The sequence below is a fragment of the Micromonospora sp. NPDC049004 genome (genome assembly GCF_040649315.1).
In the GTDB taxonomy this organism is placed as follows: domain Bacteria; phylum Actinomycetota; class Actinomycetes; order Mycobacteriales; family Micromonosporaceae; genus Micromonospora.
The window spans coordinates 393,381-407,356 of the sequence record NZ_JBEZFG010000001.1; the positions used below are offsets into that span (position 1 = coordinate 393,381).

The 13,976-nt window shown below is 73.2% G+C and carries 15 protein-coding genes; 4 read left to right on the top strand and 11 right to left on the bottom strand.

Features of this window, described 5'->3' with window-relative positions; translation table 11 throughout:
- Positions 1-99 precede the first annotated feature (99 nt).
- Genes AB0B97_RS01600 through AB0B97_RS01610 form a run of 3 tightly spaced genes read right to left on the bottom strand, consistent with a single transcriptional unit; the run spans position 100 to position 1,984 of the window.
- The gene (locus tag AB0B97_RS01600; RefSeq protein ID WP_357489728.1) at positions 100-507 is read right to left on the bottom strand and encodes an arsenate reductase ArsC; all 408 of its coding nucleotides are present in this window, start codon (positions 505-507) and stop codon (positions 100-102) included.
- Entirely contained in the window at positions 504-1,604 is a 1,101-nt protein-coding gene (gene arsB, locus AB0B97_RS01605) for an ACR3 family arsenite efflux transporter (protein ID WP_357489730.1), read from the bottom strand. Before arsB ends, AB0B97_RS01600 begins: the two co-directional genes overlap by 4 nt.
- A complete protein-coding gene (locus AB0B97_RS01610) occupies positions 1,601-1,984 on the bottom strand; it encodes a metalloregulator ArsR/SmtB family transcription factor (RefSeq protein ID WP_357489732.1) in 384 nt (127 codons plus the stop codon). Before AB0B97_RS01610 ends, arsB begins: the two co-directional genes overlap by 4 nt.
- 97 nt (positions 1,985-2,081) lie before the next feature.
- Here AB0B97_RS01610 and AB0B97_RS01615 point away from each other — a divergent pair, with 97 nt between their 5' ends.
- Positions 2,082-2,579 carry an N-acetyltransferase family protein gene (locus tag AB0B97_RS01615; protein WP_357489734.1) on the top strand — a complete coding sequence of 166 codons (498 nt, stop codon included), beginning with the start codon at positions 2,082-2,084 and terminating at the stop codon, positions 2,577-2,579.
- Between the two features lie 14 nt (positions 2,580-2,593).
- Entirely contained in the window at positions 2,594-4,000 is a 1,407-nt protein-coding gene (locus AB0B97_RS01620; protein WP_357489736.1) for an FAD-dependent oxidoreductase, read from the top strand.
- A gap of 48 nt (positions 4,001-4,048) precedes the next feature.
- Here the strand turns inward: AB0B97_RS01620 and AB0B97_RS01625 are convergent, their stop codons facing one another.
- The 6 genes from AB0B97_RS01625 to AB0B97_RS01650 form a co-directional block, all read right to left on the bottom strand.
- Positions 4,049-4,402 (bottom strand): TraR/DksA C4-type zinc finger protein, encoded by a 354-nt coding sequence (locus AB0B97_RS01625; RefSeq protein WP_357489738.1) that lies wholly within the window; start codon positions 4,400-4,402, stop codon positions 4,049-4,051.
- 38 nt (positions 4,403-4,440) lie between these two features.
- Positions 4,441-5,646, bottom strand: coding sequence for a ferritin-like domain-containing protein (locus AB0B97_RS01630; protein ID WP_357489740.1), 1,206 nt, complete (start codon positions 5,644-5,646; stop codon positions 4,441-4,443).
- Positions 5,643-6,488 (bottom strand): PhnD/SsuA/transferrin family substrate-binding protein, encoded by an 846-nt coding sequence (locus tag AB0B97_RS01635; RefSeq protein WP_357489742.1) that lies wholly within the window; start codon positions 6,486-6,488, stop codon positions 5,643-5,645. The genes AB0B97_RS01630 and AB0B97_RS01635 overlap by 4 nt, the downstream gene beginning before the upstream one ends.
- The gene (locus AB0B97_RS01640) at positions 6,488-7,657 is read right to left on the bottom strand and encodes an acyl-CoA dehydrogenase family protein (RefSeq protein WP_357489744.1); all 1,170 of its coding nucleotides are present in this window, start codon (positions 7,655-7,657) and stop codon (positions 6,488-6,490) included. The genes AB0B97_RS01635 and AB0B97_RS01640 overlap by 1 nt, the downstream gene beginning before the upstream one ends.
- A 78-nt stretch (positions 7,658-7,735) precedes the next feature.
- Positions 7,736-8,683 (bottom strand): ion transporter, encoded by a 948-nt coding sequence (locus AB0B97_RS01645; RefSeq protein WP_357489746.1) that lies wholly within the window; start codon positions 8,681-8,683, stop codon positions 7,736-7,738.
- Between the two features lie 212 nt (positions 8,684-8,895).
- On the bottom strand, positions 8,896-9,753 hold the full coding sequence (locus tag AB0B97_RS01650) for an SDR family oxidoreductase (RefSeq protein ID WP_357489748.1): 858 nt from the start codon (positions 9,751-9,753) through the stop codon (positions 8,896-8,898).
- Positions 9,754-9,840: 87 nt separating this feature from the next.
- On the opposite strand from AB0B97_RS01650, the gene AB0B97_RS01655 reads away from it, so the two are divergent.
- On the top strand, positions 9,841-10,236 hold the full coding sequence (locus AB0B97_RS01655) for a helix-turn-helix domain-containing protein (protein WP_357489750.1): 396 nt from the start codon (positions 9,841-9,843) through the stop codon (positions 10,234-10,236).
- Here AB0B97_RS01655 and AB0B97_RS01660 read toward each other — a convergent pair.
- Positions 10,233-11,183 (bottom strand): DMT family transporter, encoded by a 951-nt coding sequence (locus AB0B97_RS01660; RefSeq protein WP_357489752.1) that lies wholly within the window; start codon positions 11,181-11,183, stop codon positions 10,233-10,235. The genes AB0B97_RS01655 and AB0B97_RS01660 overlap by 4 nt on opposite strands.
- Here AB0B97_RS01660 and AB0B97_RS01665 point away from each other — a divergent pair.
- Positions 11,182-12,570, top strand: coding sequence for a PLP-dependent aminotransferase family protein (locus tag AB0B97_RS01665; RefSeq protein WP_357489754.1), 1,389 nt, complete (start codon positions 11,182-11,184; stop codon positions 12,568-12,570). The genes AB0B97_RS01660 and AB0B97_RS01665 overlap by 2 nt on opposite strands.
- A gap of 133 nt (positions 12,571-12,703) precedes the next feature.
- Here the strand turns inward: AB0B97_RS01665 and AB0B97_RS01670 are convergent, their stop codons facing one another.
- A complete protein-coding gene (locus AB0B97_RS01670) occupies positions 12,704-13,666 on the bottom strand; it encodes an AraC family transcriptional regulator (protein WP_357489756.1) in 963 nt (320 codons plus the stop codon).
- Positions 13,667-13,976: the final 310 nt, after the last annotated feature.

The window sequence follows — 13,976 nt, forward strand, 5'->3', positions numbered from 1 at the left end:
CGCTGGGGCGATACATCACATCTATGTGGACGCCGGAAGCCGCCGGTGGGTCGCGTCGTGGCACTGGCCCGCAGTGCCGCGTGTCGGCCTCGTCCGTGCTCAGGCGGGGGCGGTCAGCTCGGCGACGAGTCGCTCCACCCGGACCCGGATGTCGTCGCGGATCGGGCGGACGGCGTCGACGCCCTTGCCGGCCGGGTCGTCGAGCTTCCAGTCCTCGTAGCGCCGGCCCGGAAAGACCGGGCAGGCGTCGCCGCAGCCCATCGTCACGATGACGTCGGAGGACTCCGCGGTGGCGTACTCCAGGAGGGTGGGGGTCTGGTGGGTGATGTCGATGCCGACCTCGCGCATGGCCTGGACGGCGGCGGGGTTGATCGTCTCGGCCGGGGCGGAGCCGGCCGAGCGGACCTCGACGGCGTCGCCGGCGAGGTGGCGCAGCCAGCCGGCGGCCATCTGGGAGCGACCGGCGTTGTGGACGCAGACGAACAGGACACTCGGTTTGTCGCTCATCGGGACGCCGCTCGGTCAAGGGGTGGGGTGAAGAAGCGGCGGCGAGCCCAGAGCGAGACGTGGACGAGGCCGACCAGCACGGGCACCTCGATCAGCGGTCCGACGACCCCGGCGAGCGCCTGACCGGAGGCCACGCCGAAGGTGCCGATCGCGACGGCGATGGCGAGTTCGAAGTTGTTGCCGGCAGCGGTGAACGCGAGGGTGGTCGTGCGCGGGTAGCCGAGGCGGAGCGCCCGGCCGAGGGCGTACGAGCCGGCCCACATCAGCGCGAAGTACACCAGCAGCGGCAGGGCGATGCGGGCGACGTCGAACGGTCGGCCGATGATGGCGTCGCCCTGCAGGGCGAACAGGACCACGATGGTGAACAGCAGCCCGTACAGGGCGGCGGGGCCGATGCGGGGCAGGAGGCGGGACTCGTACCACTCGCGGCCCCTGGCGCGCTCACCGAGGCGGCGGCTGAGGTAGCCGGCCAGCAGTGGGATGCCGAGGAAGATGAGCACGTTGCGGGCGATCTCCCAGGCCGAGACGCGCAACTCGGCGCCCGGCAACCCGAGCCACCCGGGCAGCACCGACAGGTAGAACCAGCCGAGCAGGCCGAAGGCGACGACCTGGAAGACGGAGTTGAGCGCGACCAGGACCGCCGCGGCCTCGCGGTCGCCGCACGCGAGGTCGTTCCAGATGATGACCATGGCGATGCAGCGGGCCAGGCCGACGATGATCAGACCGGTGCGGTACGCGGGCTGGTCGGCCAGGAACACCCAGGCCAGGGCGAACATCACGGCCGGGCCGACCAGCCAGTTGAGGACCAGCGACGAGATCAGCAGGCGGCGGTCGCCGGTCACGGTGCCGAGCCGGTCGTAGCGGACCCTCGCCAGCACCGGATACATCATGACCAGCAGGCCGATCGCGATCGGCAGGGAGATCCCGCCGACCGCCACCGCGTCCAGCGCGTCGTCGAGCCCGGGGATCAGACGGCCGAGCAGCAGCCCGACGGCCATGGCCAGCCCGATCCAGACCGGCAGGAACCGGTCGAGTCGGGAGAGGCGACCGACGACGGCGCTCGTGGCCGGGTCGCTCTGGCGGGTGACGGTGCTCACGAGCACTCCGACCGGGCGGCGGGAGCGGGGCCTGCCCCGGTCGGGACGACGGTGAGCAGCGCGGCGAGTTGGTGCAGGACCGCCGGCCGGGCGCGGTAGTAGACCCAGGTGCCGCGACGGTCGGCGTCGACGAGCCCGGCCTCGCGCAGCGTCCTCAGGTGGTGCGAGATGGTCGGGCCGGTCAGGTCGAACGCGGGGGTCAGGTCGCAGACGCAGATCTCGCCGCCCTCGGCGGAGGCGATCATCGACAGCAGCTGCAGGCGGACCGGGTCGCCGAGGGCCTTGAACGCGGGGGCGAGCGTGGCGGCGGTCTCGGCCGGCACACGTCGTTCGGACAGGGGCGGACAGCACGATCCGTCCACGGCCGCTTGTTTCGACATTCGTCTAGGTTGACAGACATCTAATCAGCGTGCAACTGTCTGATTCGACAGACGTCGAGACAGTCTCTCATCGTCCGAGCCGGAACGGAGCACGCCGATGGCCGACCCGACCACGCGCCCGATGACCGCCAGCGACGCCGACCGCGTCCTGACGATCTACCAGGCGGGCCTCGACGGCGGTGACGCCAGCTTCGAGACCACCGCGCCGACCTGGGCGGCGTTCGACGCCACCCGGCTGACCGCGCACCGCTTCGTGGCCGTGGACGGCGGTGACGCCATCCTCGGCTGGGTCGCGGTCACACCGACATCGAGCCGCCCGGTCTACGCCGGCGTCGTCGAGCACTCCGTCTACGTCGACCCGGCCGCCCAGGGGCGCGGGGTCGGCCGGCTGTTGCTCGACGCGCTGATCACCTCGACCGAGGCCGCCGGCATCTGGACCATCCAGTCCGGCATCTTCCCGGAGAACGCCGGCAGCCTGGCCCTGCACCGTCGGGCCGGGTTCCGCGTCATCGGCGTCCGGGAGCGGATCGGCCGCCACCACGACCGCTGGCGCGACGTGGTCCTGCTGGAACGCCGCAGCCCCACCATCACCTGACAAGGAGTCACCCGATGAACGCTCTGGACAGCCTTCCCGTCGTGGTCGTCGGCGCCGGCCCGACCGGCCTCGCCGCCGCCGCCCACCTGCACGAACGCGGCCTGCCCTTCGTCGTCCTGGAAGCCGGCGACACCCCGGGCGCCGCCGTCGCCCGATGGGGACACGTGCGGGTCTTCTCGCCCTGGCGCTACAACATCGACCCGGCCGCCCGCCGGATCCTCGACGACGCCGGCTGGATCGCCCCCGACCCGGAGGCCCTACCGACCGGCGCCGAGCTGGTCCGCGCGTACCTCCAGCCGCTCGCGGAGCTGCCCCAGCTCAAGCCGCACGTCCGCTACGGCGCCCGGGTCCAGGCGATCAGCCGCCTCGGCCTCGACCGGCTGCGCACCGCAGGCCGCGACACCACACCGTTCCTGGTCCGCCTCGCCGACGGAGAGGAGCTGCTGGCCCGCGCCGTGCTCGACGCCTCCGGCACCTGGGACACCCCGAACGTCCTCGGCGCGTCCGGCCTGCCCGCCCGGGGGGAGGCCGACGCCGCCGCGTACCTCGAACACGCCCTGCCCGACGTGCTCGGCGCCGACCGGGACCGCTTCGCCGGCCGGCACACGCTCGTCGTGGGCGCCGGTCACTCCGCCGCGAACACCCTGCTGTCCCTGGCGGAACTGGCCGCCGCCGAGCCCGGCACCGAGGTGACCTGGGCGATCCGCACCACCTCGCCCGCGCGCACGTACGGTGGCGGGGACGCCGACGCCCTGCCGGCGCGTGGCGCTCTCGGCGCGCGGCTGCGGCAGCACGTCGACGCGGGCCGGGTCCGGCTGCTCACCGGCTTCTGGGTGCACGCCCTCACACCTGCCGACGGACGCGTCCGGGTGGTCGTCCGGCACGCCGACGGCGGCGAGGAGTTGGTGCTCGTGGACCGTGTCGTCGCGGCCACCGGTTTCCGCCCGGACCACTCGATCACCGCCGAGCTGCGGCTGGACCTCGACCCGGTGCTGGGCGCGACCCGCGCGCTCGCCCCACTGATCGACCCGAACGAGCACTCCTGCGGCACCGTGCCTCCGCACGGCATCGACGAGCTCACCCACCCGGAGGTCGGCTACCACGCCGTCGGCATGAAGTCCTACGGTCGGGCGCCGACGTTCCTCATGGCCACCGGCTATGAGCAGGTCCGCTCGGTAGTCGCCGCTCTGGCCGGAGACTGGGCCGCCGCCCGCGACGTCCAGCTCGACCTGCCCGAGACCGGCGTGTGCAACAGCAACGCCGCCGACTCGGTCAGCGGCGACAGCTGCTGCGGCCCGACGCCGGTCGTCGAGCCGGCCCGACGCGGGCTGGCCACCGGCGTCTCCGGCGGGCTGCTCAGCCTCGTCGCCGTCGACACCGCGTCCGTCGAGGGCCAGGCCGGCGGCTGCTGCGCCAGCTGACGTCCCCGTGGCGGCGCCGTCCGCCGGCCCCCGGGCCCGTGGGCGCCGTCACCGTCGGCTGGCGCAGGCCACGCAGGTACGCGCCGACGGGCGGGCGGCGAGCCGGTCGGCGGGAATCGGGCGCCGGCATCGTTCGCAGATGCCGTAGCTGCCGTCGTCGACGCGGCTCACCGCCTCGTCCAATTCGGCCAGGCGTCGACGTGTCGCGTCCAGGACGGCGCTGAGCTGTGCCCGTTCGAACGCGATGGTGCTGCCCTCGGGGTCGTGCTCGTCGTCGGCGTTCGACGACCGGGACGCCTCGAACAGGCTCCGCAGGTCGCCCTCCAGCGCGACGGCCTCCGCGGCGGTCTCGTCGCGTCGCCGCAGGAGATCCGCCCGGAGCGCGCGGGATTCGGTGTCCATGGCGGTTCCACGCTACGCCCGGTGTCGTGCGCCGGGGTCTACATGAAGTTGCGGGTGTGCAGGGCGGAGAGCGCGGCCGCCTCGTCCGGCCGGAAACCCAGCCGGACGAGGCGGCGCTGGCGGCCCTGGTCCATCACCTGTTGCAGAGCACGGACGTGGTCGAAGCCGGCGGCCACGTCCTCGGGGTCCCACCCGCCCGCCGCGAGCACCACCAGCGCGTCGAAGACGTCCGCGTTCAGGCCCGCGGTGTCGGCCAACGCGTCGTGACGACGGTGGATCGCGGCACGGAGTCGGTCCCGCAGCAGTGGGTCGACAGTCGCCTGGTGCTCCAGGTGGGCCATGCCGAACACCACGTGCCGGCGCTCGTCCTGCATCGCCAACCAGCAGATCCGGCGGGTCACCGGATCGGGAGCGTGCCGCACCAGGAACCCCAGCAGGTCGACGAAGCTGCCCTCACCGAGCACCGAGAGCAGGAACGACGCGAGGGCGAAATCGGACTCGGCGACGAGCGTGAAGAGCGACTGCCGGCCACCCGCCGAGGACGTGCCCAACTCCGCGCCGCGCAGCAGCGCCCGCCGGCTGAAGACCTCCATGTGCCGGGCCTCGTCGGCCACCTGCACCGCGAGGAGCTGCATCACCTCCCGAAAGTGCGGGTGGATGCGACCGATGAACCGGGCCGGTACGACGAGAGCCGCCTGCTCGTTCTCGACCAGGTAGGTCATGATCTGCACCACCGCGGCCTCGACATCCGGTGGCAGCGCGAACGTGTCGTCCCACGGCACCGCCGTCTGCGGGTCCCACTGCCGTGCGGCGGCCTGCGCGTACAGCGCGGGGGCGATGTCGGCCCACACCAGATCGCGGTCGTCCAGGTCGAAGCGGGCCTCGGGTCCGCCGGCCTCCAGCAGCGCGCCACGGGCACCGAGGCCCCAGCGGGGCGGTGGACGACTGCTCAGCGCCGACGGCAGGGCAGGCCCGGCCCGCTCGGCACCGAACCAGCGGTCGTCGTCGGCGGCGCCCCGGACGACCACCGCCACCAGGCGACTCCGGTCGGCCGGATCGGGCCATTCGACCCGGTGACCCCGGCTCCGGCACCACGCCGGCAGGTGCACGCCCAACGCGGCATCGGTGCCGGAGACCGCCACCCGGGCGCCGGGTGGCAACCCGGCCAGGGCGCGCTGCACCAACAGGTGCGCGCCACTGCCGAAGCCGAGGCCGCCCAGATCGATCTCGACGTCGGCGGTCACGGCCGGTAGTCCGCGGCGGTCACCCGCCCGTCGGCGGCGTAGAACCCACTCGCGTCGACCGCCTCGGCGAGGGCGTCGTACCCCGTCGTACGGCCGTCCTGCCAGGCCGTCAGGCCCTCCAGGTCCAGCAGCGGGCGGACCTGCGGATCGGCGTACGACATGCCGCGCAGCAGCGTGCCGAAGAGCTGGACCCCGTCGGACGCCGGCTCGCGTACCGTCATGTTGCAGTGGTCGTACCGACCGGTCTGCGCGACGATCCGGGTGCCCTCGGGTGGCAGCGTGCCCTCCTGGACGAACATCAGGTGGTTGGCGTCGATCATGCAGGCGGCGTCGACCTCCCCGGCCGCGAGGGCGCGGGCGGCGTCACGTTCGCCTCCGACGTGGTCACCGTGCAGCCCGACGCCGACGTCGAACCGGCGCACGTCGACAGGGACTCCGGCCGCGGCGAGGTGGCCGAGCGGGATCAGCGTGGCCTGCGGACTGTCCACCGCGCCGGTGGCCACCACCCTCCCGGCGAGATCCTCGACCCGGTGTACCGGCGAGTCGGCGCGCACCACCACGACCGAGGTGAGGTCCCGGTCGGTGTCGCGCATCGTGAGCGCCTGCACGGAGCCGCCCCGGGCCGTCGCCAACCGCTCGGCCCGCAGCCACGCGAGCGGGGAGTTCCAGGCCGCGTCGATGCGGCCGGCGACGAGGTCCTCGACCTGTCGCTCGTAGTGCGAGTAGAGAACGAAGTCGAAATCCAGGCCGTGACCGCGCAACCAGCCGCGAAAGCCCTCCCAGATGGTGACGACCTTGGGGTCGTACGCGACCGCGCCCATCAGTACCGACGGCGCCGCCATCAGCGGTTGGCCTCGTCGAGCAGCGGCAGGCCGGTGGCGACGCGGCCCACGAAGTCGTGCAGAGCGTCAGTGGTCGGTGCCATCACCCGGGCGGCCCGCGAGTCGCGGAACCGGCGCTCCAGGCCCAGCTCCTTGCGAAAGGCGCTGCCACCGCAGAGCCGCATCGCGCCGTCGGTGACGTCCGCGACCGTCTCGCCCGCCAGGGCCTTGACCTGCAACACGCGCAGCGTCGCGTCGTCGCGGCCGGTCTCCACCGCGGTGAGGGTGTCACCGAGGAAGGCGCGCAGGGCGTCCGTGCGGATCTTCAACTGGGCGAAGTCGCGTCGGGCGACGGGGGCGTCCCGAAGCGCCGCGCCGGTGTGCGTGAGCGTGGTGCCGGTGAGGTGCCGGGCCGCCTCGGCGACCGCGCTGTCGGCGAGGCCGAGACAGAACGCCGAGTTGAGCACCAGGAACCAGGGGAGTACGGCGCCGAGCGCGGTGTCCAGGCCGGTGCCGTCGGTGCCCAGCATCGCGTCGGCGGGGACCACCACGCCCTCGGCCGTCATCGGCCGGGAGCCGTTGCCGCGAAGGCCCAGCCCGTCGAAGTCACCGGCGACGCGGAGCCCGGCGCTGTCGGCGGGCACGAGCCACAGCGTCATCGGCCCGGCCCCCGACGCCAGCGGGAGGCTCGACCAGACGTAGCTGTCGGCCTCGCCCGCCGAGGTGACCCAGCTCTTGCGGGCGTCGAGTCGCACCGTGTCCGCACCGGACGCCGTCGCCGAGCCGGTGGGCGACCAGAAGTGGCTGCGGGAACCGAACTCGGAGAACGCCAACGTGGTCAGGTGACGCCCGTCGGCGATGGCTGTGCGCACCTCGTGCGGGCCGTGCGCCTCGATGACGGCGGTCGCCGCGTAGTGCATCAGCACCACCATCGCGGTGGACCCGCACTCGGCGGCCAGCCGTTCGATGACGTCGGCGACCGCGCGCATGCCCTGGCCGCCGCCACCGACCTCGGGCGAGCAGGCCAGGCCGAGCAGACCCGCCGCGGCGAGGGCGTCGACGCCCTCGCGGGGGAAGGCGCCGTCCCGGTCGACGGCCTCCGCCCGTGGGCGGATCACGTCGTCGATCACGGCGCCGAGTGTGGTCAGGACGTCGGCGCGGGACTGGACATTGTCGACGCTTGCCGTCATGGAGATGCCCCTTCAGTCGGCCCCCGGGACGAGCATCGAGACTAGCCGATCCCGGTGCCACCGAGTGTCAACGACGGATCACCGCTTGGAGCGGACGTCCTCCCGGTGCGGTCGGCCGTGCGCGTCCTCCCGGTCGATCCGCAACTCCCGTTCCAACTCGGCGATGACCGCCCGCAGGTCGTCCAGCCGCTGGGTGAGCGCGATGCGGTCCACCTCGTCGGGTACGCCGTCGCCGTCGGAGTCGTAGCCGGGGGCCAACCGCTCGGTCATCTCCAGGCGGCGGGCCTCCTCCATCGAGTTGACGATGACCGCGATGAGGATGTTGAGCAGCAGGTTGACGGTGATCACCACGTAGCTGACGTAGTAGAGCAGCGTCCACGGCGAGATGGCCAGGCCCTGCTCGATGAGGTCCGGCAGTGTCTCCAACGAGAGCAGCACGAACAACGTCAGCAGCGAGCGGCCGATGTCGCCGTACTCGTCCGGGTACCGGTCGCCGAAGATCAGCCAGCCGGCCATCCCGTACACGTAGAGCGTCACCACGGCCAGGGCGAGGAACCCGCCGACGCCGGGCAGGCTGCGCCACAGCGCGGACACGATGGTCCGCAGGCCCGGCGAGAACCGCACCAGCCGGACCATCCGGGCGACCCGCACCACGCGCAGCAGCGCCGAGTCGCCGTGCAGGCCCGGAACGAAGATGGCCGCGATCACGACGAAGTCGAAGACGTTCCAGCCGTACCGGAAGAAGTCCTGCGGACGTCGGCCGTAGGCCGCCAGCCGGATGCCGATCTCGACGACGAAGACCGCGCGGAAGATCGCCTCCAGGGCGTGCAGCGCCGCGGTCGCGGGGACCAGACCGTCGTACGTCTCCAGCCCGAGGACGATCCCGTTGGCGAGGATGACGACGACGATGCCGATCTCGAAGGGCCGGGACCGGGCGACCCGTGCGCAGACGTCGGTCAGCGCGGGCCGGTTGCGCGCCGTTGTGGACGGTGGGCGTCGCTGCGCCGGCGCGGGCGAGCCGCTCATTCGACTGCCGATCGGTCGGCGCGCGTGGGAGCCGTCGCGTGGGCCCCCCTCCGGTCGTCGTGGAGGCGGCGCGGAGGCATGCCACCACCCTAGCCAAGATCACGGAAGGTGGGGCGGTCCCGGGGTGGCCCCGACCGGTCCCGCTTCGCCGGCCGTGCGCCGGGCGGGCGACGGGGCCGTACGCCGTTGCCCGCCCGCGGATCCGGGATCCCTCAGGCTCGCGCGGCCCGGATGGCGTCGCGCAGCGGGGTGCTCGGCCGGCCGATCAACCGGCTGAGGTCGTCGCTGTCGGTGGCCAGTTCGCCGATGGCGATCGAGTGGTCGAGGGCGGCGACGAAGCCGGCGGTGCCGGCGTCGAGCCCGACGTTCTCCAGCGCCGACGCCAGCTCGGCGGCCGACAGGTCGCGGTGCACGACGGTGGTGCCGGTCACCTCGGTGACGGCGTCGGCGAGCTCGTCGAAGGTGAACGCCGTGCCGCCCAGTTCGTAGACGGCGTTGCCCTCCTCGTCCCGGGTCAGCGCCGCCACGGCGGCGGCCGCGTAGTCGGCCCGGGTCGCGGCGGAGACCTTGCTGCCACCGGTGGCGCCGAGGATGGTGCCGCTCTGCAGGTACTGCGGCAGCTGATCGGTGTAGTTCTCGGTGTACCAGCCGTTGCGCAGCACGGTGTACGGCAGGCCCGACGCGGCCAGGACCTCCTCGGTGGCCTTGTGCTCCGGTGCGAGCGGGTTCGTGGTCGTGTCGGCCTTCAGGATGCTGGTGTAGACCACGCGCCCGATTCCGGCGAGTTTGGCGGCCTCGATGACCGCGGTGTGCTGGGCGGTCCGCTGCCCGGGGGCGTTGCCGGAGATGAGCAGCAGGCGGCGCGCGCCGGCCACGGCGCCGGGCAGCGTCGACGGGTCGTCGTAGTCGGCCCGGCGGATCTCGACCCCGCGCCCGGCCAGGTCGGCGGCCTTCTCCGGGTTGCGGACGATCGCGGCGATCTCGGTGGCGGGCACGCCGGCGCCGAGCAGGTGCTCGATCACCAGGCGGCCCAGCCGGCCGGTGGCGCCGGTGACGGCATACGTGGGCATGGGGACCTCCGATTGGCGGTGACGAAACGTAAGCACTTACGAATCTACAGCACAAGCTCTCGGGTAAGCGTCGGGTAAGCTGGTGAGATGAGCGGCATGCCGGCCCGGGACCCGGCGGGGCCTACCCAGGAACTCGTCAGCGATGTCTTCGCGCGCGGCTGCACGTCCCGCGCCGCCTTCGAGAGCGTCACCTCGAAATGGGCCTCGCTCGCCCTCCTCGCGCTCGGTGAGGGCAGTTACCGGTTCAACGCGCTGCGGCGGCGCATCGACGGGGTCAGCGAGCGGATGCTCTCCCAGACCCTGCAGACTCTCGAACGCGACGGCATGCTCACCCGCGAGGTGCTCACCGCGATCCCGCCGCGCGTCGAATACTCGCTGACCCCGCTCGGCGCCCGGGTCGCCGATCAGTTGCGCGGCCTCGCGGACCTCCTGGAGGCCTCGGTGCCCGAGGTGCAGGCCGCCCGCGAGCGCGAACAGGGCTAGACCGGGCCCGGCCGTGCCCGTCGTGCGGCGAGCTCCGATCGCCGGGTGCGTTGGACCAAGACGACGCACGCCAGCACCACCACCGCCGCCGCTACCGAAGCGGGGGTGACGCTCTCGCCGAGCAGGAGTGCCGACCACCCCAGCGTGAGCACCGGCTGCGCGAGCTGGACCTGACCGACCTGCGCGATGCCGCCCCGGGCCAGACCCGCGTACCAGGCGAAGAAGCCCAGAAACATCGAGACGACTGTGAGGTAGCCGAACGCCGACCAGCCGAGGGCGTCGGCGTGCGGCCGGTCGGCCACGGCGGCGACGAGAGTGACGGGCACGGTGACGGGCAGCGCGAGCAGCAACGCCCAGCAGATCGTCCGCGCGCCACCCAGCTCGCGGGCGAGCGCGCCACCCTCGGCGTAACCCAGTCCGCAGAGCACGACCGCGGTGAGCAGGAACAGGTCGGGCAGGGCGAGCGTGCCGGTCATCTCGCCACCGGCGCCGAGAAAGGTCAGCACCGCCAGCAGGCCGCCGGTGCTGGCGACCCAGAACAGCGGCGGCGGGCGTTCACCGGCACGCAGCACCGCGAACACGGCCGTCATCGCGGGCAGCGCGGCGATGACTACCGCGCCGTGCGCGGAGGTCTGGGTGCTAAGCGCCAGCGAGGTGAACAACGGAAAGCCCACGACGACGCCGAGGGCGACCACCGCCAGCCGCCGCCACTGACCGCGCGAGGGCCGGGGTGCGCCGGTGAGACGCAGGTACGCCCAGGCCAGCAGCCCCGCGCCGACCGCCCGGCCGAACGCGACGAACCAGGGGTCGAGGTGCTGCTGGACGGCGACGCGGGTCGCGGGCAGCGAGAGGCTGAACCCGAGCACACCCAGCGCGCCGAGGGTGAGGCCGCCGGCCCGGCCCGCTGTTACCGCGCCGGCGATAGTAGCGCTACTGTTGTCTCTCATGGAGAACGGTAACGCAGCCGATCGCGTTATCCAAGATCTACGCGGGCTGGTCGCTGCCGCCGGCCCCGGCGCCCGCCTGCCCTCCGTACGCGAGCTGACCGCCCGGCACCAGGCCTCTCCGGTCACCGTCGCCGAGGCGATCCGGCGGTTGGTGGCCGACGGGCTCATCGAGGCGCGGCCCGGCAGGGGCACCTTCGTGGCCGCCCCGCCGGACGAGCGACGCGTGCCCGACCTGTCCTGGCAGACCGTCGCACTCGGCCCCCGCCCGTCCGGCGAGGACGAGATGCAGGCGCTGCTGGCGCTACCGCGAGCCGGCGCGATTCCGCTGTCCGGCGGCTATCTGGACTCGGAACTTCAACCCGCCGCCGCGTTGGGTGCCGCTCTCACCCGAGCCGCCCGCCAGCCCGCGACCTGGCAGCGTGGACCGGTCGAGGGGCGCGAGGACCTGCGCGCCTGGTTCGCCCGCGAGGCCGGGTCCGGGCCGCGGGCCGAGGACATGGTGATCTGCCCCGGTGGGCAGGCCGCGCTGTCGTCGGCGTTGCGGGCGCTCACCGCCCCCGGCGACGTCCTGCTCGTCGAGTCCCCGACCTATCTGGGCGCGCTGGCCGTGGCCCGGGCCGCCGGACTCCGGGTGCTGCCCGTGCCGGCGGACGCCGACGGGGTCCGTCCCGATCACCTCGCCGCCGCGTTCGCCCGCACCGGCGCGCGGCTCTTCTACTGCCAGCCGCTGTACGCCAACCCGCACGGCGCGACACTGGCGGCTCACCGCCGGGCGCAGGTCGCCGACGCGGTACGCGACGCCGGAGCGTTCCTGATCGAGGACGACTACGCCCGCGACCTCACCATCGATGGTCCGGCCCCACCGCCGCTGGCCGCCGACGACCCCGACGGGCACGTCATCTACCTGCGCTCGTTGACCAAGTCCACAGCGCCCGGGCTGCGCGTCGCGGCGATCGGCGCACGCGGACCAGCCGGCGCCCGGCTGCGCGCGGCCCGGCTGCTCGACGACTTCTACGTCGCGGGCCCCCTGCAACAGGCGGCGCTGGAGTTCCTCACCTCCCCGGCGTGGCCGCGGCACCGACGGGCTCTGGCCACGGCGCTCGGGACCCGGCGGGCGGCGTTGGTGGCCGCGCTGCGGCGGCACCTTCCCGACCTGTGTCCGCAGTCGATCCCGCGCGGTGGTCTGCACCTCTGGGTCCGCCTGCGCGGCGGCGCCGACGACGTGGCGCTGGCCGCCGCCGCTGCCGCCGAGGGCGTCATCGTCTTTCCGGGTCGTCCGTGGTACGCCGCCGAACCCTCGGCGCCGCACCTGCGCCTCACCTACGCCGCCGCGGCGCCCGAGCTGATGGACGAGGCCGTCCGCCGCCTCGCCCGGGTCCTGCGCTGAACGGGCGCCGCTCTGGTTGGTGTCCGGAACGCGGATCGTGGTCATCTCTTCGGGACAGCTCGCGAGGGTGGGCCGGCCTGGCGACGAAGGGCGATCAACTCGTCGTGCGGCAACTGTGGCGCCAGGGGCCGCCTCAGGCGCGGAGGGTCTCGCGGGGCGGCACGCCGTAGCTGGCGTGGTACCGGGCGGTGAACCTGCTGTGGTTGGCGAACCCCCAGCGACTCGCGATGGCCGACACGGTCTCCCGGCGGGGGTCGGCCCGGACCAGGTCGTGGTGGGCCCGGTCGAGCCGGATCCTGCGCAGGTACGCCATCGGGGTGGTGCCGAGATGGCGGCGGAAGGCGAGTTGCACCGCGCGCTGCGAGACGGCGGCGGCGCCGGCGATGTCGGCGGCGCTGATGTCCCGGTCGGCGTTCTCCTCCATGAAGGCGACGGCGCGGCGCAGGGTGGCGGTGCTGGCGTCGCGGCGGTCCTCGGTGGTCTCGTCCGTGAACGCCGTGTTGGGGAAGATCGCGAGCGCCGCCGCGGCGAGCATCCGTGCGGCGTTGCCGATCACCAACGGCTGGGCGCTGCCGCTCGGGATGCCCGCCACGACGTCGATGACGTAACTGGTGGTGCGGTGCCACTGCCGGGCGAGCGGCGCGGTGACGCCGCCGAGGTCGGTGAAGCGGATCTGGCCGGGTCTTCGGGCCGTGGCGGCGGTCGCCACCTGTGTCAACACACCGAGGTCCAGGACGCAGAGTTCCACCTCGCCGGGTTCCCACCGCAGGTGCAGCGGCTGACCGGGACGGGTGACCAGAAAGGCGTCGCCGGGGCCGAACCGGTGGGCCGAACCCCCGCAGGCGCGGCTGACCATTGCCGTGCGGGTGCGGCAGACGATCAGCCCGTCCATGTCGCCCACCTGGATGTCGAGATGAGCGCTCTGCCCGGTCCTGGCGAGGGCGAACGGCCCGGCGTCCACGCGTCGGTGCACGAGGTGGTATCCGGCCTCGCCGGCACGGATCCGCAGGTCCGGGGTGTACGTGCTGGCCAGGAATCGGTGGATGGCCGCCGGGTCGCGGCTGTCGAATCCTCGGGTCTGCACTGGTGACGTCATCCGCTGTCTCCGTCCGGGAGGGAACCGCCGGGTGAGGACCAGGGCCGGCGGTGTGGTCAGGACGTGTCTGGGCGCACGGGCCGATGGTCGGCTCGTTGCTGACCGGTGGTTCGGCGGTGGCGGCGGTCTCCTCGGGGTCACCGGCGATCGGGTGACCAGAGGAGGATCCCAGTGGACATCGGGTGTCGAAGGAGGGACGGGTGGCGACCGGTCGAGCGTTGTCGAGGTGGGCCGAACGTTAAGGAATCCCAACAACTCACATATCCATTGATGGGAATTCCACCATACGGCAGTCGACAATGTACCGCTG